The 19,033-nt window shown below is 71.2% G+C and carries 20 protein-coding genes and 1 pseudogene; 6 read left to right on the plus strand and 15 right to left on the minus strand.

The features are described 5' to 3' along the window. Window positions 1-35 precede the first annotated feature (35 nt). From ACPXB1_RS21145 to ACPXB1_RS21195, 11 genes and pseudogenes are all read right to left on the minus strand, one after another. Window positions 36-1,037 (minus strand): amidohydrolase family protein, encoded by a 1,002-nt coding sequence (locus ACPXB1_RS21145; RefSeq protein WP_355630669.1) that lies wholly within the window; start codon window positions 1,035-1,037, stop codon window positions 36-38. Further along, window positions 1,037-1,561, minus strand: a complete 525-nt coding sequence (locus tag ACPXB1_RS21150; protein ID WP_355593955.1) for a 3-hydroxyanthranilate 3,4-dioxygenase — start codon at window positions 1,559-1,561, stop codon at window positions 1,037-1,039. The genes ACPXB1_RS21145 and ACPXB1_RS21150 overlap by 1 nt, the downstream gene beginning before the upstream one ends. After that, window positions 1,558-1,980, minus strand: a complete 423-nt coding sequence (locus ACPXB1_RS21155; protein ID WP_053653000.1) for a RidA family protein — start codon at window positions 1,978-1,980, stop codon at window positions 1,558-1,560. The genes ACPXB1_RS21150 and ACPXB1_RS21155 overlap by 4 nt, the downstream gene beginning before the upstream one ends. After that, on the minus strand, window positions 1,977-2,750 hold the full coding sequence (locus tag ACPXB1_RS21160; RefSeq protein WP_355593953.1) for a 2-keto-4-pentenoate hydratase: 774 nt from the start codon (window positions 2,748-2,750) through the stop codon (window positions 1,977-1,979). The genes ACPXB1_RS21155 and ACPXB1_RS21160 overlap by 4 nt, the downstream gene beginning before the upstream one ends. A 125-nt stretch (window positions 2,751-2,875) precedes the next feature. Continuing rightward, window positions 2,876-3,928, minus strand: a pseudogene (gene dmpG, locus ACPXB1_RS21165) (4-hydroxy-2-oxovalerate aldolase); the annotation flags it as partial. Continuing rightward, window positions 3,925-4,920: an acetaldehyde dehydrogenase (acetylating) gene (locus ACPXB1_RS21170; protein WP_425735701.1), complete on the minus strand. Its 996-nt coding sequence runs from the start codon at window positions 4,918-4,920 to the stop codon at window positions 3,925-3,927. The pseudogene dmpG and the gene ACPXB1_RS21170, both read right to left, overlap by 4 nt. After that, a complete protein-coding gene (locus ACPXB1_RS21175; RefSeq protein WP_425735702.1) occupies window positions 4,917-5,714 on the minus strand; it encodes a 2-keto-4-pentenoate hydratase in 798 nt (265 codons plus the stop codon). The genes ACPXB1_RS21170 and ACPXB1_RS21175 overlap by 4 nt, the downstream gene beginning before the upstream one ends. A gap of 22 nt (window positions 5,715-5,736) precedes the next feature. Next, on the minus strand, window positions 5,737-7,218 hold the full coding sequence (locus tag ACPXB1_RS21180; RefSeq protein ID WP_355594030.1) for a 2-hydroxymuconic semialdehyde dehydrogenase: 1,482 nt from the start codon (window positions 7,216-7,218) through the stop codon (window positions 5,737-5,739). Between the two features lie 23 nt (window positions 7,219-7,241). Then, a complete protein-coding gene (locus ACPXB1_RS21185; protein WP_425735703.1) occupies window positions 7,242-8,579 on the minus strand; it encodes an FAD-dependent oxidoreductase in 1,338 nt (445 codons plus the stop codon). Continuing rightward, entirely contained in the window at window positions 8,576-9,877 is a 1,302-nt protein-coding gene (kynU, locus tag ACPXB1_RS21190; protein WP_425735725.1) for a kynureninase, read from the minus strand. The genes ACPXB1_RS21185 and kynU overlap by 4 nt, the downstream gene beginning before the upstream one ends. Window positions 9,878-9,951: 74 nt before the next feature. After that, on the minus strand, window positions 9,952-10,854 hold the full coding sequence (locus tag ACPXB1_RS21195; protein WP_425735704.1) for a tryptophan 2,3-dioxygenase: 903 nt from the start codon (window positions 10,852-10,854) through the stop codon (window positions 9,952-9,954). 144 nt (window positions 10,855-10,998) lie between these two features. Between ACPXB1_RS21195 and ACPXB1_RS21200 the strand changes: the two genes are divergently transcribed. The 3 genes from ACPXB1_RS21200 to ACPXB1_RS21210 all read left to right on the plus strand — a co-directional run bounded on the left by ACPXB1_RS21200 (window position 10,999) and on the right by ACPXB1_RS21210 (window position 12,973). Next, window positions 10,999-11,463, plus strand: a complete 465-nt coding sequence (locus ACPXB1_RS21200) for an Lrp/AsnC family transcriptional regulator (protein ID WP_053653008.1) — start codon at window positions 10,999-11,001, stop codon at window positions 11,461-11,463. Between the two features lie 184 nt (window positions 11,464-11,647). Beyond that, window positions 11,648-12,121: a hypothetical protein gene (locus tag ACPXB1_RS21205; protein ID WP_053653124.1), complete on the plus strand. Its 474-nt coding sequence runs from the start codon at window positions 11,648-11,650 to the stop codon at window positions 12,119-12,121. Between the two features lie 75 nt (window positions 12,122-12,196). Next, window positions 12,197-12,973 carry a class F sortase gene (locus ACPXB1_RS21210; protein WP_355594026.1) on the plus strand — a complete coding sequence of 259 codons (777 nt, stop codon included), beginning with the start codon at window positions 12,197-12,199 and terminating at the stop codon, window positions 12,971-12,973. A 39-nt stretch (window positions 12,974-13,012) separates the two neighbouring features. Here ACPXB1_RS21210 and ACPXB1_RS21215 read toward each other — a convergent pair whose 3' ends face one another. Continuing rightward, window positions 13,013-13,549 carry an HNH endonuclease gene (locus tag ACPXB1_RS21215; protein WP_053653125.1) on the minus strand — a complete coding sequence of 179 codons (537 nt, stop codon included), beginning with the start codon at window positions 13,547-13,549 and terminating at the stop codon, window positions 13,013-13,015. A gap of 158 nt (window positions 13,550-13,707) precedes the next feature. Between ACPXB1_RS21215 and ACPXB1_RS21220 the strand changes: the two genes are divergently transcribed. From ACPXB1_RS21220 to ACPXB1_RS21230, 3 genes are all read left to right on the plus strand, one after another. Next, the gene (locus tag ACPXB1_RS21220) at window positions 13,708-14,874 is read left to right on the plus strand and encodes a mechanosensitive ion channel family protein (RefSeq protein WP_355593943.1); all 1,167 of its coding nucleotides are present in this window, start codon (window positions 13,708-13,710) and stop codon (window positions 14,872-14,874) included. 247 nt (window positions 14,875-15,121) lie between these two features. Further along, window positions 15,122-16,582 (plus strand): MFS transporter, encoded by a 1,461-nt coding sequence (locus ACPXB1_RS21225; RefSeq protein WP_425735705.1) that lies wholly within the window; start codon window positions 15,122-15,124, stop codon window positions 16,580-16,582. A 137-nt stretch (window positions 16,583-16,719) separates the two neighbouring features. Then, complete coding sequence (locus ACPXB1_RS21230) at window positions 16,720-17,106, plus strand: globin (RefSeq protein WP_425735706.1); 387 nt, start codon at window positions 16,720-16,722, stop codon at window positions 17,104-17,106. Between the two features lie 33 nt (window positions 17,107-17,139). On the opposite strand, the gene ACPXB1_RS21235 is transcribed toward ACPXB1_RS21230, so the two are convergent. The 3 genes from ACPXB1_RS21235 to ACPXB1_RS21245 all read right to left on the minus strand — a co-directional run bounded on the left by ACPXB1_RS21235 (window position 17,140) and on the right by ACPXB1_RS21245 (window position 19,030). Further along, the gene (locus ACPXB1_RS21235; RefSeq protein WP_355593940.1) at window positions 17,140-17,724 is read right to left on the minus strand and encodes a YbjN domain-containing protein; all 585 of its coding nucleotides are present in this window, start codon (window positions 17,722-17,724) and stop codon (window positions 17,140-17,142) included. A gap of 131 nt (window positions 17,725-17,855) precedes the next feature. After that, complete coding sequence (locus ACPXB1_RS21240) at window positions 17,856-18,587, minus strand: hypothetical protein (protein WP_425735707.1); 732 nt, start codon at window positions 18,585-18,587, stop codon at window positions 17,856-17,858. Further along, on the minus strand, window positions 18,584-19,030 hold the full coding sequence (locus ACPXB1_RS21245) for an acyl-CoA thioesterase (protein WP_053653013.1): 447 nt from the start codon (window positions 19,028-19,030) through the stop codon (window positions 18,584-18,586). Before ACPXB1_RS21245 ends, ACPXB1_RS21240 begins: the two co-directional genes overlap by 4 nt. Between the last annotated feature and the right edge of the window lie 3 nt (window positions 19,031-19,033).

Here is a 19,033-nt window from a genome sequence, read left to right on the forward strand (position 1 = left end):
GTGGGGACGGCGGCGCGCCCCGGCCGGGCGGACGCTCAGCCGTACAGGAAGCGCAGGGCGTTTGTGGACAGCAGCTTGTGGCGCTCGTCGTCGGTCAGGAAGTCGGCGGCCCGGACCACCGCACCGGCCGGGCGCTCGCCCAACGGGTACGGGTAGTCGCTGCCGACGAGCACCCGGTCGGACCCCATGGTGTCGACGAGCAGCCGCAGCGCCGGAGGCGCGAAGACCACCGAGTCGACGTGGAAGCGGTCGAGGTAGCTGCTGGGCGGGCCTGCGGACGCGCCACGAACCAGGTCACCCCGTCGGTGCCAGGCGTTGTCGGCGCGGCCGAGCCAGAACGGGAAGCTGCCGCCGCCGTGCGCGAAGCAGATCCGCAGCGTCTCCGGCACCTTGTCGAAGACGCCACCCAGGATCATCGCCAGCACCGACAGATGCGTCTCGGCGGGCATGCCGGTGAGCCAGCGGGCCATCCACCGGTCCAGCCGAGGGCTGTTCGGCATGTCCCACGGGTGGACGAAGACCGGAGCGCCCACCTCGGCGCAGTGTTGCAGGAAGGTGACCACGCCGGCGTCGTCCAGGTCGATGTCGCCGACGTGGTTGCCGATCTCCACGCCGACGTGCCCGGCGGCCAGGCAGCGGTCCAGTTCGGCGCAGGCGGCGTCCGGGTCCTGCAACGGCACCTGGCAGAACGGCACGAGCCGGTCGCCGCCGGCAGCGGTGACCTCAAGTGTCAGGTCGTTGAAGATCCGGGCTATCTTCACCGCCTGGTCGGCGGGGCGGTCGTAGCTGAAGAACACCGGGGTCGGCGAAACCACCTGCACGTCAACGCCGTCGGCGTCCATGTCGGCAAGCCGCCGGGACGCGTCCCAGCACTCGGCGCCGATCGGGCGGAACTCCGTCTCCCCCACCATGATCATCGCGGCGCGCTCGGAGTCGACACGCAGCCACGGCCAGCCGGACCCGCCGCACGCCGCGCCGAGATCCGGCCAACCCTTCGGTACGACGTGCGTGTGCACGTCGACGACGCCTGCCGCCATCAGCCCTTACCCGGGTGCAGGGTGCCGCAGTTGGCGCAGGTACGCGCCTGCTCGTCGGCGTAGAACGCCTGGAACACCGGCGGCAGGTCGGCGGCGATGTCGCGGACCTGCAACTCCACCTCGTGCACCTTGTTGCCGCACTCCGGGCAGTACCACTGGAACTTCTCCAGGGTGCCCTCCTCGCGGACCCGCTCGACGACCACACCGATCGAGCCGGCCTCGGGGCGCTGCGGGGAGTGCGGGGTGTTGCGCGGCAGCATCCACATCTGCCCCTCGCGCACGTGCACCGTACGCGGACCCTCCGGGGTCATGAGGTTGATGTGCATGTTGCCCTTGACCTGGTAGAAGAACTCCTCGTACGGGTCGACGTGGAAGTCGGTGCGCTGGTTGGGGCCGCCCACCACCATCACGATGAAGTCGTCGCCGCCGGGGAACATCTCCTTGTTGCCAACCGGCGGCTTCAGCAGGTGCTGGTTGTCAGCGATCCAGCCCGGAAAGCTGAACGGTTCGGCGATTTCACTCACGACTGACCTCCCGAGGGAAGAAGGGCCACGGCCTGGATCTCGATGAGCAGGTGCGGGTGGGGCAACTGGTGCACCGCCACTGTGGTGCGGGTCGGCCCCGACGCGTCGAAGAACTCCGCCCACACCTCGTTGTAGCCACCGAAGTCATTCATGTTGACCAGGTACGACGTCACCTGCACCAGGTCGGTGAGGTCTGCGCCGACCGACCGCAGCAGGTCCCGGATGTTCTCGATGACCGCACGTGTCTGTGCCCGGATGTCGAGGTTCGTGGTGCCGAGTTCGTCGACCTCGACTCCGGCGAACGTGTTGTCCGGCCGCCGTGACGACGTACCGGAGACGAAGACGAACCCGCCCGCGACCTTGACGTGCGGGAACGCGCCGCGTGGCACGGCCTTGCCGGCCACGACCCGCGCCGTCATGACGCCGCCCTCAGCGACGCGGTGCCCAGCTTCTCCACAACAGCGCGGACGTGGGCGCCCGGACGCAGCGGGACGGCAGCGGTGGCAGCGCCGGCCAGGAAGACCCAGCCGGACTGCAGGCGTACGCCGTGCCGGCCGGCCAGCCGGATGCCCTCGTCGAGTGCCCGACGCGGGTCGCCGAGGATCGCCGCCGTCGAACCGACCTGCGCCACCCGGCCGTCGACCTCCAGCAGCACGCCGAGGTTGTCAAGTCCCGCCGGAACCGGCGACCACGGCCCGATCACGAAAGCGGCGGCCGAGGTGTTGTCGGCGATCACGTCCGGCAGCGAGAAGCGGAAGTCGGCGTACCGGGAGTCGATCAGCTCGATGGCCGGCGCCACCGCGCGGACCGCGCTTGTGAAGTCGCCCACCGGCTCGCCCGGCTCGGGCAGCCGGTCGAGCAGGAACGCCACCTCGGGCTCGACCCGGGGATGGATGTACGCGGCCGGGTCCACGACACCGCCGTCGGGCACCCGCATCGCGTCGGTGAGCCGCCCCCAGATCACCTCGTCCACACCGACCTGGGCCATCTTCGCCCTGCTGGTAAGCCCCATCTTCAGCCCGATGAGCCGCTCGCCGCGTTCCAGCCGGCGCTGCACGAGCGCGGCCTGCACGCCGTACGCGGTAGGCACGTCGAGCCCCACCTCGGCGGCGAGCTGCGGGATCGCGGTGGCGGTGTCGGCGGCCTCGCCGAGCTTCGCCGCGACGCCCAGGGTGTCCACGCCGATCATGCTGCATCATCCTTCGTTCGCGACTGCGGGGCTCGCAGACCCGGCTCACTCCTCGCGCTCACGGACTCATCCTTCGTTCGCGACTGCGGGGCTCGCAGACCCGGCTCACTCCTCGCGCCCGCAGGCTGCTTAGCGGCCAGGTCGAGTGCCACGTCCACGATCATGTCCTCCTGGCCGCCGACCATCCGACGGCGACCCAACTCGACCAGGATCGACCGGACGTCGACGCCGTAGCGCTCCGAAGCTCGCTCCGCGTGCCGCAGGAAGCTGGAGTAGACCCCCGCGTAGCCCAGGGAGAGCGTCTCCCGGTCCACCTGGACCGGCCGATCCTGAATAGGGCGGACGAGGTCGTCCGCCGCGTCCATAAGCGCGAACACGTCGCAGCCGTGCTTCCAACCGTGCAACTCGGCGACCGCCACGAAGACCTCCAGCGGCGCGTTGCCGGCGCCCGCGCCCATGCCGGCGAGAGAGGCGTCGACGCGGACGGTCCGCCCGTGTGTCGCGTCGGCGCCGACGGCTGCGGACCCGGAGATCCGGCCGTGTTCGACGGCGAGCACGCTGTTGGCCACGCCGAGGGACAGGTTGTGGTGGGCGTGGATGCCGATCTGCGTCTCCGGCTCCAGCACCTGCCGGTACGCGTCGACCCGCTGCGCCACGTCGGACATCAGCAGCCGGCCGCCGGAGTCGGTGACGTAGACGCAGTGCGCCCCGTACGACTCCATGAGCTTGGCCTGCCCGGCCAACCCGGCCGGATCGTTCATGTGCGACATCATCAGGAAGCCGGACACGTCCATGCCGTTCTCCCGCGCCCAGGAGATGTGCTGGGCGGAGATGTCGGCCTCCGTGCAGTGGGTGGCGATCCGCACGCTTGTCACGCCGAGCGCCTTCGCGGCCTTCAGGTCGGCGATGGTGCCGATGCCCGGCAGCAGCAGGGTGGTGAGCTTCGCCGTCGTCAGCACCTCGGCGGCTGCCGAGATCCACTCGGCGTCGCTTGCCGCGCCGTGACCGTAGTTGACGCTTGACCCCGCGAGCCCGTCGCCGTGCGCCACCTCGATCGCGGCCACCCCTGCGGCGTCCAGCGCGGCGGCGATCGTCCGCACCTGGTCGACCGTGTACTGGTGGGCGACGGCGTGCATGCCGTCGCGCAGCGTCACGTCCTGGATGTACAGGTCGGTCATCGCGCAGCCACCTCCGAGGAGCGCAGGGCCACCAGCCGCTCGGCGGTGCGCAGCGCGGCGGAGGTCATGATGTCCAGGTTCCCGGCGTACGCCGGCAGGTAGTGCCCGGCGCCGGAGACCTCCAGGAAGACCGACACCTGTAGGGCGGTGAGCTGCCGCCCGAGCGTCGGCAGGTACGCCTGCACCCGCTCGAACTGCACGTCCTGCTTGAGCCGATAGCCGGGGACGTACTCCTGGACCGCCGCCACCATCTGCGCCACCGAGGCGGCGATGGCTGTGGTGTCGGCGTCGGCGTCCGGGCAGAGGCAGTAGACGGTGTCGCGCATCAGCAGCGGCGGGTCGGCCGGGTTCAGCACGATGATCGCCTTGCCCCGCTCGGCGCCGCCGACCACCTCGATGGCTCGCGCCGTGGTCTCGGTGAACTCGTCGATGTTGGCCCTGGTGCCCGGCCCTGCCGACTTAGACGCGATCGAGGCGACGATCTCGCCGTACGCCACAGGGGTGACCCGCCCGACGGCGGCGACGATCGGCACTGTCGCCTGCCCGCCGCAGGTGACCATGTTGACGTTCGGCTCGTGCAGGTGCTCGTCCAGGTTGACCGGCGGCACCACGTACGGGCCGATGGCGGCCGGGGTCAGGTCGACGACGGTACGGCCGTGGGCGCGCAGCACCTCGTCGTGACGTCGGTGCGCGCCGGCCGAGGTGGCGTCGAAGACCAGCTCGACGTCGGCGAACTCGGGCATCGCGACGAGCCCGTCGACGCCCTCGGCGGTGGTGGCGACGCCGAGCCGGCGGGCACGGGCCAGGCCGTCGGAGGCCGGGTCGATGCCGGCCATCGCCACCATCCGGAGGCTCGCCGGGGAGCGCGAGGAACGCAGCGAAGCGGAGTCCCGCAGTCGCGACCCATCGGCGGCACTGCTCAGCCGCAACACCTTGATCATCAGGTCGGTGCCGATGTTCCCGGAACCGAGCACCGCCACGCCGCCACTCATGCTGACTCTCCTCGCGAGAAGCAGGCCCGCACCGAGCCGAGCCCCGAGATCCGTGCCTCGTACGCGGCGCCGGGGGTGACCGACACCATCGGCCCGAGCGCCCCGGAGAGCACCACGTCGCCGGCACGCAACGGGTCACCGGCGCGCGCGAGCGTGCCGGCCAGCCAGTGCAGGGCGTGCAACGGGTTGCCCAGGCAGGCCGCGCCCGCGCCCACCGACACCGGCTCACCGGCGTGCTCCAGCACCATCCCGCACAGCCGCAGGTCGACGTCGGCGAGCCGGCGCGGCGAGGTGCCGAGCACGAAGAGCCCGCTGGAGGCGTTGTCGGCGATGGTGTCCACGATGGAGATGTCCCAGGCGGCGATGCGCGAGTCGACGATCTCGATTGCCGGCAGCACGTGGTCGACAGCGCGGATCAGGTCGACTGTGGTGATCTGCGGGTCGTCGAGGTCCCTGTCGAGCACGAACGCGATCTCCGCCTCGACCCGAGGCTGAAGCAGCCGGTCGATGTCCACCTCGACGCCGTCGCCGACAGCCATCACGTCGGTGAGCACGCCGAAGTCCGGTTGGAACACCCCGAAGGCTTCCTGCACGACCCGGGAGGTGAGCCCGATCTTCGCGCCGACCCGGCGCTCGCCGCGGTCCTGCCAGGCCCGCGCCTGGAGCTGCTGCACGCGGTACGCCGACTCGACGTCCCCCTCCGGCAGCAGCCGCCCGCGCAGCGGCGGACACGGTTTGCCGGTGCTGCGGGCCTCGGCCAGCTCCCGGTTCGCACCCTCGATGTCAGCTCTCATGCCCGCTCCTCGCTGCGTCGGGTCACGACAGATCCACGCAGACGTTTGTGAGTTCGGAATAGAAGTTCAGCGAGTGCACGCCGCCCTCACGGCCGATGCCGGACGCCTTCACACCGCCGAACGGGGTGCGCAGGTCCCGCAGGAACCACGTGTTGACCCAGACGATGCCTGCGTCCAGCCGGGCGCCGGCCCGGTGCGCGACGCCGACGTCCCGGGTCCACACTGTCGCCGCCAGGCCGTACTCGGTGCCGTTGGCAAGCGCGTACGCCTCGTCCTCGGTGTCGAACGGCGCGACGTGCACCACCGGGCCGAAGATCTCCTCACGGTTGGTACGGGCGTCCGGGCCGAGGCCGGTGAGCACTGTCGGCTGCACGTACGATCCGCCGTCACGGGTGTCCCCGAAGGTGGGCACACCCCCGCCGGCCAGCACCTCGGCACCCTCGGCGCGGGCCAGGTCGTAGTGGTTCAGCACCTTGGCCCGGTGCTGCCGGGAGATCAGCGGCATGGTGGCGGTGGCCTCGTCGGTGGGCCAGCCGTACGCCAGTTCGCCGGCCCGCTTGGCGAGCCGGGCGGTGAACTCCTCGAAAACCGGGCGCTGCACGTAGATGCGTTCGGTGCACAGGCACACCTGCCCGCCGTTGGTGAAGCTGGACCGCACCGATCCGGCCACCGCGGCGTCCAGGTCGGCGTCGGCGAAGACAAGGCCGGCGTTCTTGCCACCCAGCTCGAAGCTCACCGCCTTCACGCCGTCGGCGGCGGCCCGCATGATCGCCCCGCCGGTGGCCGACTCGCCGGTGAAGGTGATCGCGTCCACCCCCGGGTGGCGGGTGAGGAACTCGCCCGCCGAGTCCGGCCCGAAGCCGTGCACCAGGTTGAACACACCCGCCGGTACGCCGGCCGCGGCCATCACCTCGGCGAGTACTGTCGCCGAGGCGGGCGTCTCCTCGCTGGGCTTCACGATCACCGCGTTGCCGCAGGCCAGAGCCGGAGCCACCTTCCAGGTGAGCAGCAGCAGCGGCAGGTTCCACGGCACGATGACAGCGACCACACCGACAGGCTTGCGGACCGCGTAGTTGAGAGCCCGGCCGCCGGTCGGGGTGACAGTGGTGAACGACTCGGTGGGTGCTGTCGCCACGATCTCCGCGAACGCGCGGAAGTTCGCCGCGCCGCGCGGGATGTCAAGGGTGCGGGCCTGGGAGATGGACTTGCCGGTGTCGGCGACCTCCGCCGTGACCAGGTCGTCGAAGCGTCGCTCCAACTCGTCGGCGACCCGGCGCAGCACCTCGGCGCGTTCCCGCTCCCCCATCCGGCCCCACGGGCCGCGCAGTGCCGCGCGGGCGGCGGCCACCGCGTCGTCCACAGTGGATCGTGATGCCTCGTCCACCTCGAAGACCTGCTCACCCGTCACCGGGCTGGCCTTGGCGAACGTCGACCCGCCGTCGACGAACTCACCGCCGACGAAGTTGCGCAACCGCTGTGGCCCGGCCGGCGCCCGACCGGTCATCAGCTCGGGATCCCAGTGGCCGGTCATCCGCGCCGTCCTCGGCTGAGCGCCGTGCCGACCGCGCCGGCCAGCAACAACGCGACACCACCGGCGATCGCGCCGAGCACCCGGTGCTGCCGCCGGACCCGACGGCGAACCTCGGCGTACGGGGTGGTGGAGAAGGACACCAGCTCGTACTGGGAGACGTACCGGCCGGGCAGCGCCCGCTCCAGAGCGTGCTCCACCCGACGGCTGAGCTGGAAGACCGGCGAGGCGACCTTGTCGCGCATCTCCACGAAGTTGGTGAGCGCCATCGTCGCGATGGCCTCGGCGTTCTCGTGCCGCCGCTGCTGGTACAGCGGCAGCGCCTCCGACCACTCGTCGGCGCACTCGTCGAGGCAGCGGTCCAGTTCGACGACGTCCTCGAAGGCACAGTTGGCGCCCTGCCCGTAGAACGGCACGATGGCGTGCGCCGCGTCGCCCAGCAGGCCGACGGTGCCGTTGACCTGCCAGGGGGCGCAGTGGACGGTGCCGAGCACACCCACCGGGTTGTTCTCGTAGTCGTCGACAAGGTTCGGGGCCAGCGGCACCACGTCCGGGTAGTGCCTGGCGAAGTAGTGCTCGATGGCCGCCGGGTTGTCAAGCGCCGCGAAGCTGCCCGCGCCCTCGTTCGGCCAGAACAGCGTGCAGGTGAACGACCGGTCCGGGTTCGGCAGGGCGATCATCATCGAGGTGCCGCGCGGCCAGATGTGCAGCGCGTCGGGGTCAAGCGCGAAGTCCCCACCCAGCGGCGGCAGGGTCAGCTCCTTGTAGCCGTAGTCGAGCAGGTCCACGTTCTCGGTAAGCAGACCGTCGGCGAGCAACTGCCCGCGTACTGCGGAACCCGCACCGTCGGCGCCCAGCACCACGGACGCCTTGGCGGCGACCTGGCCCTGCGGGGTCTCGAAGGTAAGGCTGCCGTTCGTCGGGTCGAGCCCGACGAGACGGTGGTCGAAGACGACGCGTACACCGGGCAGCGCGGCGGCGGCGTCCAGCAGGGCGTTGTTCAGCGCGCCCCGGCTGATCGAGTTGATCGCCCGGTCACCGGCGGCGCTGTACGACTGGAACTGCGGCTCCCCCTCGACCGGGTGGATCATCCGGCCACGCATCGGCAGCGCGTCGGCCATCACCTGCTCGTCGAGACCGACCCGGCGCAGCGCGTCCAGGCCACGCTCGGAGAGCGCGAGGTTGATCGAGCGCCCACGCTCGGCAGTGCCGGCACGCGGGTCGGGCCGACGCTCGTACAGGACCACCGGGTAGCCGCGTCGAGCGAGGAAGCAGGCGGCAAGGCTGCCGGCCAGCCCGGCGCCGATGATCGCGATCTCGTCGCGCCGGGAGGTCATCGCGGTTGCCCCTTCGTCGAGGACTGCGCGACCGTCGCGGCGAGCGCGGCGGCGGCCCGCCAGCAGTCGTGGTAGGTGGAGTAGAGCGGCACCGGGGCGAAGCGGACGATGTCCGGTTCCCGGGCGTCGGCGATCACGCCGTGCTCGTGCCGCAGCCGCTTGGTCAGCTCGGCGGCGTTGCCGGCACCGACCCGGACGGAGAGTTGGCAGCCCCGGCGGGCCGGGTCACGGGGGGTGACGACCTGCAACGGCCGGTCGGCGGTGACCTCGTCGAGCAGGAGTTCCAGCCAGCGGGTGAGCCGCAGGCTGCGCTCGCGCAGCGCCGGCATGCCGATCGAGTCGAACAGCTCCAGCGAGGTGCGCACCGGGCCCATCGCGAAGATCGGCGGGTTGGAGATCTGCCAGGCGTCGGCGGTGGCCGGTGGGCGGGACTCCGGGGTCATCTCGAAACGGGTGGCCGCCTCGGTGCTCCACCAGCCCTCGAAGCGGGGCAGATCGGGGTTGCCGAGGTGGCGCTCGTGCACGAAGACGCCACCGAGCGCGCCCGGACCGGAGTTCAGGTACTTGTAGGAGCACCAGGCGGCGAAGTCGACGTCCCAGTCGTGCAGGGCCAGCGGCACGTTGCCGGCGGCGTGCGCCAGGTCCCAGCCGACCACCGCGCCGGCGGCCCGCCCGGCTGCGGTGATCGCCGGGATGTCCATCAACTCGCCGGTGAGGTAGTTGACGCCACCGAGCATCAGCAGCGCCACCGTGTGCCCCTCGCAGGCCAGGAAGTCCAGGACGTCCTCGGTGCCGAGCGTGTCGGTGCCGGGGCGAGGCTTGAGCCGCACGACCGTGGCGTCCGGGTCCAGACCGTGGAAACGGGCCTGGCTGCGCACCGCGTAGCTGTCCGAGGGGAACGCCGTGTCCTCGATGACGATGCGGGTGCGCTCCCCCGCCGGGCGGTAGAAGCTGACCATCAGCAGGTGCAGGTTCACCGTGAGCGAGTTCATCACCACGGTCTCCGCGGGCCGGGCGCCGACCAGTCGGGCGGCCGGCGCTGTCAACAGCTCGTGGTACGGCAGCCAGGGCCGCCCCGCCTCCACATGCCCCTCGACGCCGAGCCGGCGCCAGTCGTCCAGGTCGGCGAGGAGTTCGTCACGGGTCGCACGTGGTTGCAGGCCGAGCGAGTTGCCCGCCAGGTACGCCGACTCGGGGTGCTCGCCGCCGTCGGCGGGCGGCACGTGGAAGAGGTGCCGGTGACCCGGGTCGGCCTCGTCGAGACGCAGCGCCCGCGCTTCGGCGGTGGCGACGTCCAGTCCGTCGACTTCGCCCGCGACGAAGGCCAGGAGGTCGGTTGCAGGGGTGTCCACAGGGGTGTCTCGCTCTCGATTCACATCGCCGTACGTGCCGACCACAGCTCCGGGAAGACCACCCGGGCCATGCTCCGTTGCAGCCACGCCAGGCCGGCCGAGCCGCCGCTGCCGACCTTCGCGCCCATTGTCCGCTGCACTGCCTTCACGTGGTTCCAGCGCCAGTCGCCGAACTCCTCGGCGACACCGCTGAGCGCCTCGCCCAGCCGCCGCAGCTCGTTGTCCGCGTCGCCGTCGGCGTAGATCCGCACCCACGCCGTCTCGACCGTCGGGTGCGGGTCGTGCTCGACAGCCACGTCCCGGTTGAGCAGGTCGGCGGGCATCTCGAAGCCCTTCCGGGCGAGCAGCGCCACCACGTCGTCCCAGAGGCTCGGTGCGGCCAGCCCGGCGGTCAGCGCCGCGTACACCTCGGTCTGCCGGCGGAACGGTCGGATCAGCGCCGGGTCCCGCAGGCCGAGCAGGAATTCCAGATGCCGGTACATGGCCGACTGGAAGCCGGAGCCCTCACCGAGCAGGTTGCGGAACCTGTTGAAGTCGGCAGGGGTCATCCAGCGCAGACCCTTCCAGGAGGCGTTGAGGCCCTCCAGGTGCAGGGTGGCGCGGCGCAGCGGGGCCAGGGCCTCCGTGATCCGGTCCTCGCGCAGCAGGCGCTGGGCGTCGCGCAGCTCGTGGCAGGTAAGCCCGAAGTACAGCTCCATGATCTGGCTGACCACCAGGAAGGACATCTCGCCGGGGTCGTCGCTCAGTGGCTGCTGCAACTGGTGCAGTGCGCTCGCCCGCACGTAGGCGTCATACGGCACCAGCTCGGCGAACTCCAGCGTCGGCTCGCCGCCGTTGCGTGCGGCCCGCGCGGCCCGCTGACGCGGGGTCACCGGTCGTACCGTGACGCCGCGGTTAGGCGCCCGCTGCTCCGTCTGATCCACCAGTCGTCTCCCTCCGGATGTGCCGACAACATGATCCCGCGGTTGGATCGGCAGATGGAATGCCTGATCAACGGCACTTCCCGGCCTGAGATGGCGAACGAAAGGCAGGTGGGCGAATCGGCTTCACGAAAGTAAGGTCGCAGCGTGGACCACATGGACTGGGCGCTGCTGCGCGAGTTGCAGGCCGACGCGAGGCTCTCCTTCAGCGAGCTGTCGCGACGGGTGCACCTGTCCCCACCAGCGGTTGCGGAGCGGGTCCGCCGGCTGGAGGAGACCGGGGTGATCGTCGGCTATCACGCCCACGTCGACCTGACCCGGGCCGGTCGTACGGTGGTCGCGCTGATCCGAATGTCCTGTTATGGGGCGCGTTGCATCCTGCACGACCCGGAGGTGGCCGGCTGGCCCGAGATCTTGGAGATCCACCGGATCACCGGGGACGCGTGCAGCATGCTCAAGGTGGCCGCCGGCTCGATCGACGACTTCGAGGGGGTCATCGACCGGCTCGCCCCGTACGGCCAGCCGTCGAGCACGATGGTCCTCTCGTCGCCGCTGCACTGGCAGCCGATCCACCCACTCCCGCCCGCCGACCCCGCCGTCCCCCGCCGCTGACCCTGCCGTCCCCGCCGCTGACCCTGCCGTCCCCGCCGCTGACCCTGCTCGTTCGCGGGTTTGCCCCCGGGCCAGCGGGAACTCAGCGGCGTGCCCAGGGGAGGGTTCCGGCGGTCGACGCCGGGAGGGGGAAATCATGCAGGGACTTCGCACGATCAACCGCGCGCTCTCGTCCGCACTGACACTGTTGGGGCTGGTCGGGGCGTTCGTCCTGTTGTCGGTGGCACCGGCGCGAGCCGGTGAGAACACCTTCATCGAGGTGACGCCCAACAGCGTCCAGGCCGGCAGCCGGGTGAGCATCAAGGCGAGTTGCGACAACAACAACGACCGGCAGGCAAACGTGCACTCCGACGCGTTCGGGCACGTGATGCTCAGGCCGGACAACGGCTTCCTCAAGGGGGAGGTCACAGTGCCGGCCAACAAGCAGCCCGGTGACTACCCGGTCGACCTGAAGTGCCAGAACAACCAGACGGCCTCCACCATGCTGACAGTGCTGAACATGGCATCGCCCAGCAAGGGACCGGCGACCGGTGGTGGCGGCACCGCCGGCGGCCGGGGCACCGGCTCGATGCTCGTGCTCGGCGGCGTGGCAGTGGTGGGCGTCGCAGTCGCGCTGGGCATGGCGGGCAGCCGGCGTCGGACCGGAGCCGGCTCCTGAGCCGGGCAGGCCATGACCCGCAGATCCGCGCGTACGCGGCCGGAGCGCCGTGCCCGACAGCGGGCCGGGACGGCGCTGCGCGCCTCCGGTCGGCTGGTGGCCGGCGCCTCGCGCCGACTGCGTCGGGTCGCCGGCCAGGCGGTTGCAGCGAGCGTCGCCACCACCGACCCGGATGCCCGCCCGCTGCCGCCGCGCCGTCGTCCCGTCGGGTCGCCGCTGGCGGGTCGCCGGTTCGGCCCGGGGCCGGGGCTGCCGGTGCTTGCCGTCGCTGCCGTGATGGTGCTGATCGTCACGATGCTCGGCATCGAACAGGTCACTGGGATCAACGTCCTGCCGGACAGTCTCAGCGCCGGCCTGCGGCCACCGCCGAAGAAGTTCCCGGTGCTGCCGGCCAGTCGACCAACCGACCTGGCCATCAACAAGATCGACGTACGGGCTCCGGTGCATGACGTGGGCATCGCCGCCGACGGCACCATCGCCGTGCCGGACGCCGCCCGCGCCCAGGAGGCCGGCTGGTACGACCAGGGCCCCACCCCCGGCCAGTACGGCCCGGCGGTGATCGTCGGACACGTGGACACCACGAGCGGGCCTGCTGTCTTCCACCAGCTCGGCGAACTGCGCTCCGGCGACGAGATCGAGGTGACCCGCTCCGACCACAGCGTGGCGGTCTTCGAGGTGGACTCGGTGGACCACTTCGACAAGGGGCGACTGCCCGTCGACGAGGTGTACGGCGACTTCAGCCGCCCCGGCCTACGCCTGATCACCTGCGGCGGCCGATGGGTCGGCGGTGAGACCGGCTACTCGGACAACGTGGTGGTCTTCGCGTCGCTGGTCAAGGCCCGTGGCGCTTGACGGCGGGAGACGCAGGCCCTGCCGCGACCAGGCCTCGGCTCAGGCGGCGGCTTCGGGCTCCCGCAGGTCGAGCCAGTCCGCCCAGCGGGGGTCCGGAGCGCGGTGCCCGAGGACCCGCCAGGCGGTGCCTTTCGGAGCGGCCGGGAGCGCGTGCAGCCGCCAGCCCAACTCCGCCGGCGTCTTGTCACCTTTGGTGTGGTTGCACCTGGCACACGCGGCGACCACGTTCTCCCAGGCGTGCCGGCCGCCCCGGCTACGCGGGAACACGTGGTCGATGGTCTCGGCCGGCCCGCGGCAGTAGGCGCAGCGCCAACCGTCCCGGGCGAAGATCGCCCGCCGGGACAACCCCACATGAGTGCGGTACGGCACCCGGACGAAGCGGGTCAACCGAACCACTGACGGCACCGGGAGCGCGTCGCGGGCGCTGTGCAGGATGCCGTCGCCGTCGGCCACGCAGACAGCCTTGGCGGTCAGCACGAGGATCGCGGCACGACGCACCGACACGACACACAGGGGCTCGTAGGTGGCGTTGAGGACAAGCGCGCCGGAGCCCACAGTGGGTCGTATGTCAGGCATCGCGGTCACCCTCCCGGTTCAGCGGCTGCTGCGGAGGACCGCCGACCGAGGTCGGGCATGACGGCCCGAACGGTCGACGCCCGTCCGATCACCGACGTCCGTTGCGCCAATCGTCCCTGATCGGACCCCGGATTGCACGTACTAATCCGGGGTCGGACATGAAGCTCCTTACCGCACCTGTCACGATGGCCGGTTCAGGCCGGTCCGACCCAGCCCTCGGCGGGATCTCACCCGGCCGGTGGGTCGCCGATGGGCGGCCGGGCCCCTTGCGGTACGAAGGCAGTGTGAGTGCCGCCAGCGTGACCCCCTTCGCCCTGCCCACCGTCGGATCGGTGAACTGCCAGGGCAGCACCTCCTGCGAATTCCTCTACCGCATGACCAGGTCGGAATGGTTCGCGGAGGGCAGCTACTGGATCCTGCTCAAGCCACTGCGGGTGCTGCTGATCCTGGTGCTGGCGATGGTGGCCCGCTGGGCGCTGCACCGGACGATCAACCGTCTGGTCCGGACCACAGCCGAGGGCGCTGTGCCGACGATGCTGCGGCCGCTGCGCGAGCGGGTGCCCACCGCCGCTGTCGACCCGGCCGAGTTCGTACCCGAACGGCGTCGGCAGCGGGCCGAGGCGATCGGCTCGGTGCTGCGCAGCCTGACCACCGCGTTCGTCTTCGGCATCGCGCTGCTGATGATCCTGCGCGAGTTCAGCTTCGACCTCGCGCCACTGCTGGCCAGCGCCGGCATCGCCGGCGTCGCGCTGGGCTTCGGCGCGCAGAGCCTGGTCAAGGACCTGCTGGCAGGGCTGTTCATGCTCATCGAGGACCAGTACGGCGTGGGCGACAACGTCGATCTGGGAGAGGCGACAGGTGTCGTCGAGGCGGTCGGGCTCCGCGTCACCACGGTCCGCGACGGCCGGGGCGTGCTCTGGTACATCCGCAACGGCGAGATCATCCGGGTGGGCAACAAGAGCCAGGGATGGGCGCTTGTGGTCGTGGACCTGCCGATCGGGTTCAGCGGCACCGAGGAGGCGAGCGCCGTACTGCGGACGGCGGCAGCCTCGGTGGCGCTCGACCCGGAGCTGTCGCCGGAGATCGTGGAGGCGCCCGAGGTGCTCGGTGTCGAGCAGATGACAGTGGATGGTGCGGTGATCCGTACGGTGGTGAAGACGACAGCGGACGGCCAGTTCGCTGTGGGCCGGGAGCTGCGCCGCAGGCTGGCGGAGGCGCTGGAGAACTCGGGGATCACCGCGCAGATCGCCGCCTCCCGCATCTATCAGGGTGCGCCGAGCCGACCGTTGGCCGAAGGTGAGACGGGTCAGGGTGGTGCCACCTGACCTCGGCGATCTGGCCCGGCAGCGCTGGCCGCCGATGCAGGGGTCGCGAGCCGCCCGGCCCCTCAGGTATCGTCCGTTCGTTCAGTCGGGGATGCGACGAACGAGCCGTTCGCCCTAGCTAGTTGTCAGACGATCGGGCAGAATCCGAAACACGCGTTCCCGCCGGAACGTGGTCACATCCTCGCTGACCCGTAGATCTGACGAGTGTTCCCGGCCGGGCTGTCACGAGCGGCTGTTCCGGGGGCCGATGGAGGCGACGGTGCCTGACGAGCGACCTTCCGCGGAGGGGCCGGCCACTTTTCGCGAAGTGTTCGCCCAGCGCGAGTTCCGAGCTGTCTTCGCAGCCGGGGCCCTCTCCTGGATCGGCGACTACGTCGCCAAGGCCGCCGTCACCCTCCTCGTCTACCGGCAGACCGAGTCGGTCGCGCTCTCCGCCGCCGCGTTCGCCATCAGCTACCTGCCGTGGCTGGTCGGTGGCCCGCTGCTCGCGGCGTTGGCCGAGCGCTACCCGTACCGGCGGGTGATGGTGCTGTGTGACCTGATCCGGATGGCGCTGATGTTGCTCATCGCCCTTCCGAACCTGCCGGTCCCGGCGCTGTTGGTGCTCATCTTCGCCACGACGCTCGCCAACCCACCGAGTCAGGCCGCGAAGTCCGCGCTGATGCCGCAGATCCTCACCGGGGACCGGCTGGTGGTCGGGTTGTCGCTGAACAGCAGCATCGGGCAGGCAGCCCAGGTTGTCGGCTATCTGTTCGGCGCGGCCATCGCCTCGATCGATCCGAGGGCCGCGCTGCTGTTCAACGCGGTCACGTTCGGTGTCTCCGCGCTGCTGGTCCGCCTCGGGGTGCGCAACCGACCGGCGCTGATGACAAGCGCGCACCGCAGCCACCTGCTCCGGGAGACCGCGCAGGGGTTCCAGATCGTGTTCGGCACACCGGTGTTGCGGGCCATCGCGGTGCTGGTGTTCAGCGCGATGCTCTTCTCGATCGTTCCGGAAGGGCTGGCCGCCGCCTGGGCCAACGAGCACCCGAACGTCAACATGAACCCCGGCACGGCGCAAGCGGTGATCATGGTCGCCAATCCGGTGGGTTTCATCCTCGGCGGGCTGCTGGTGAGCCGGCTGTTCGGCCCGGCCCGCCGGCTGGCCCTGATGCGCCCGCTCGCGGTGCTCTCACCGCTGGTGCTGGTGCCGGCACTACTGAATCCGTCTCCGCTGGTGGTGGCGCTGCTGGCCGCCCTCTGCGGGTTCGCGGTCGCCGGCATGCTGCCGATGGCCAACGGGCTGTTCGTCCAGGCGCTGCCCGCCGGCTTCCGGGCGCGCGCCTTCGGCGTGATGGCGACAGGCGTCCAGGTCATCCAGGGCCTCGCGGTGCTGATCACCGGAATGCTCTCCGAGCGGTTCTCCATTCCGATGGTGGTCGGGGTGTGGAGCGCCGTCGGGGTGGTGCTGATGACGATCGCCGCGTTGCGCTGGCCGGACAAGCAGACCATCGACGCGACGATCGCGGCGGCCACCGCGGCCAATGCCACGCCCGCCCCCGCACCGGCAACCCCCGCACCGGCCACCCCCGCACCGGCCACGTCGGCGGCAGGCACCTCGTCTGGCGCCGCGCCCGCACCCGGCCCGCGTAGCCCCGCAGCCGGCGACATGGCGCGGAGCACCGATCCACGCTCAGGTGACGACCGTCACCGGCAGGCGGTCACCTGACCGTCGGTCCAGCCCCGGGGGCCGGCGCCCAGCTGCCGTGACCCGACGCACGGCCTACGGGTCCGGCCGGGCCGGGCCGCACCTGGCAGGATGGAACGGTGAACCCCGCAGGTGAATCCGACCGTCCCGGTGCGTCGATGACCCTCTTCGAAGCGGTCGGCGGCGAGCCCACCTTCCGCCGGCTTGTGGACGAGTTCTACGTCGGCGTGGCAGGCGATCCTCTGCTACGGCCGATGTATCCGGAGGACCTGGGCCCGGCTGCCGACCGGATGACCCTGTTCCTGATGCAGTACTGGGGTGGCCCGAACACGTACTCGACCCAGCGTGGGCACCCGCGGCTGCGGATGCGGCACGCCCCGTTCCGGATCGGCGCTGCCGAACGGGACGCCTGGCTGCGGCACATGCGCAACGCGGTGGACAAGCTCGATCTGGAGCCGCAGGTCGCCACCGCCCTCTGGGACTACCTGGAGCGGGCCGCGTACTTCATGGTCAACGCCATGGAAGACCCGGCCGAGCCCGCCTGACGGCCCGCACCGGGCCGTCGGCAGGCGCGAGGCTCAGAGCAGCGCGCCCTCGTCGTGCAGCCAGTCCACGAAGCTGGTGGCCACCGCCGCGCCGCAGTCGAGCATCTCGACAAGCAGCGCGTCGTGGGTGCCGGCGCCGAGCGGCACCTGAAGCTCGGCGTAGATCGGCAGTTGACCGCGTTCGGTCGGGTCACCGATGTACGCCTTGCAGAACCGACGGGTGTGGTTCCACTCGTTGACGACCCGGTAGGCCCGGTCAGCCCAGTCCGGCGGGACCGTGGCGTGCGGGCGGGCCCGCATGACCAGGATCTCGTCCTCCGGGCCTTCGAGGGTCACCAGCACCGCGTGCCGCTCCCACATGGCCAGGAGATTGCCGTCGCCGTCTGCCAGGTAACGCACGTCGAGTAGATCGAGCGCGTCACAGACCCGCCCCAGGCTCACCGGCTCGACGGTGACCGACATGTCGGCCAGCGCGGGCCTGTCGTTGCCCGGGCAGTCGTCCCCCGGCTGGCGAGGGCTGGGCGGCCCGACCCGGACCGCGCTGTCGACTGTGATCCCGCTTCCGGTTTCCGGATTCCCGCCGTCGGCGGGACCGGGGCGCCATGACCACCACGGCATCGCTCGCGCACCTCACTCCCCAGCGGATCCAGCCGCCTACGGTGCGTTGGATCCGAGGATGGACGGTACCCGGACAGCCGAGTTGAAGCACCCCCCCAACGACCGCACCGACCCAGAAGAATGAGCCAGGGTCATCCGTTCGTACGAGTGTTGAGGGGGGTCAGGCCAAGATCGGTGGCCTTCTGCAACCAAGTGGCTCCATATGGTCCCACCAGGCCGACCCATCGGCCGGCGACACGCACCTGCACCTGCGACCGCGCGGCGCCGTCGGCCGGGCCGAGAAAGCCCATCCGGACCAGCCCCTGCACCAACCGCTGCGACACCTCCACCGGCGGGCCCGGCGGGTCGTCCGGAGTGACGAGCACTGCCACGTGGTCGAGAAGCGCGTCACGCAGGGCACGCTGACCCACCGCACGACCTGCGACACCCTGCTCGCTCGCGGCACGCAGAGCGCCTGCCGCCGCGTCCGCGATCCGCCGCAGCTCCGCGGTGGGCAACACCTCCACCGGCTGGCTGCGTGCCGGCGGCAACGGCCACTGCCACTGCGCGTCCCTGGGAGCCGGCAACGTCACGCCACCGCGTTCCAGCTCCGCCAGCAGTTGCGCGGCGCTCACGGTGACGTCCACGGCGGTGCCGTCGGTCGGACCGCCGGCCACCGTACGGACCACGAGCGCCTGCCACGGCAACCGGGCCCAGAGTGCGACCCGGCCGGGCGCGCCACCCGGCCGCAGCCGGACCAGCGCACCCGGGTCCAGTCGGACCAGGCGGGCCAGGAACGCGCCCGCGTCGGCCACCCCGGTCAGGCCGTGACCGGGCTGCGACGCCGCCGCCCGGTCCGGCCCCGCCGTGTCCGGCCGGGTCACCCGTCACCGCCCTGCGGGGCGTACGTGAGCAGGAACGCCCGCTCCTCTGCGGTGATCCGCCGGGGCACCTGGCGGGTCAGGTCGAACGGCACCAGCACCGAGCGGGCGCGGCTGGCCAGCACGTCGCCGTCGTACAGCTCGTAGGCGACGGTGAACCGCGAGGGCCTGATCTCCTCCACCCACAGCTCGATGCGGACCGTGGGCGCGGCCTCCGCGGTGGCCCGACCCAGCGCGTAGTCGACGGGGCGCAGGTAGTCGACCTCGTGCCGACGGATCACGACGCCGTCGGCGAACGAGCCCACTCCCCAGGCCCGACCGCCGGCGAACATCAACGCCACCCGCGCCTCCTCGTACAGGGTGAGGAAGCGCGAGTTGTTGACGTGGCCGTACGCGTCGAGATCGGACCAGCGCAGTGTGCAGTGGTAGACGAACCGGTCAGACACCTT

Origin of the sequence: Micromonospora sp. DT68 (genome assembly GCF_049847245.1) — a bacterium.
In the GTDB taxonomy this organism is placed as follows: domain Bacteria; phylum Actinomycetota; class Actinomycetes; order Mycobacteriales; family Micromonosporaceae; genus Micromonospora; species Micromonospora profundi.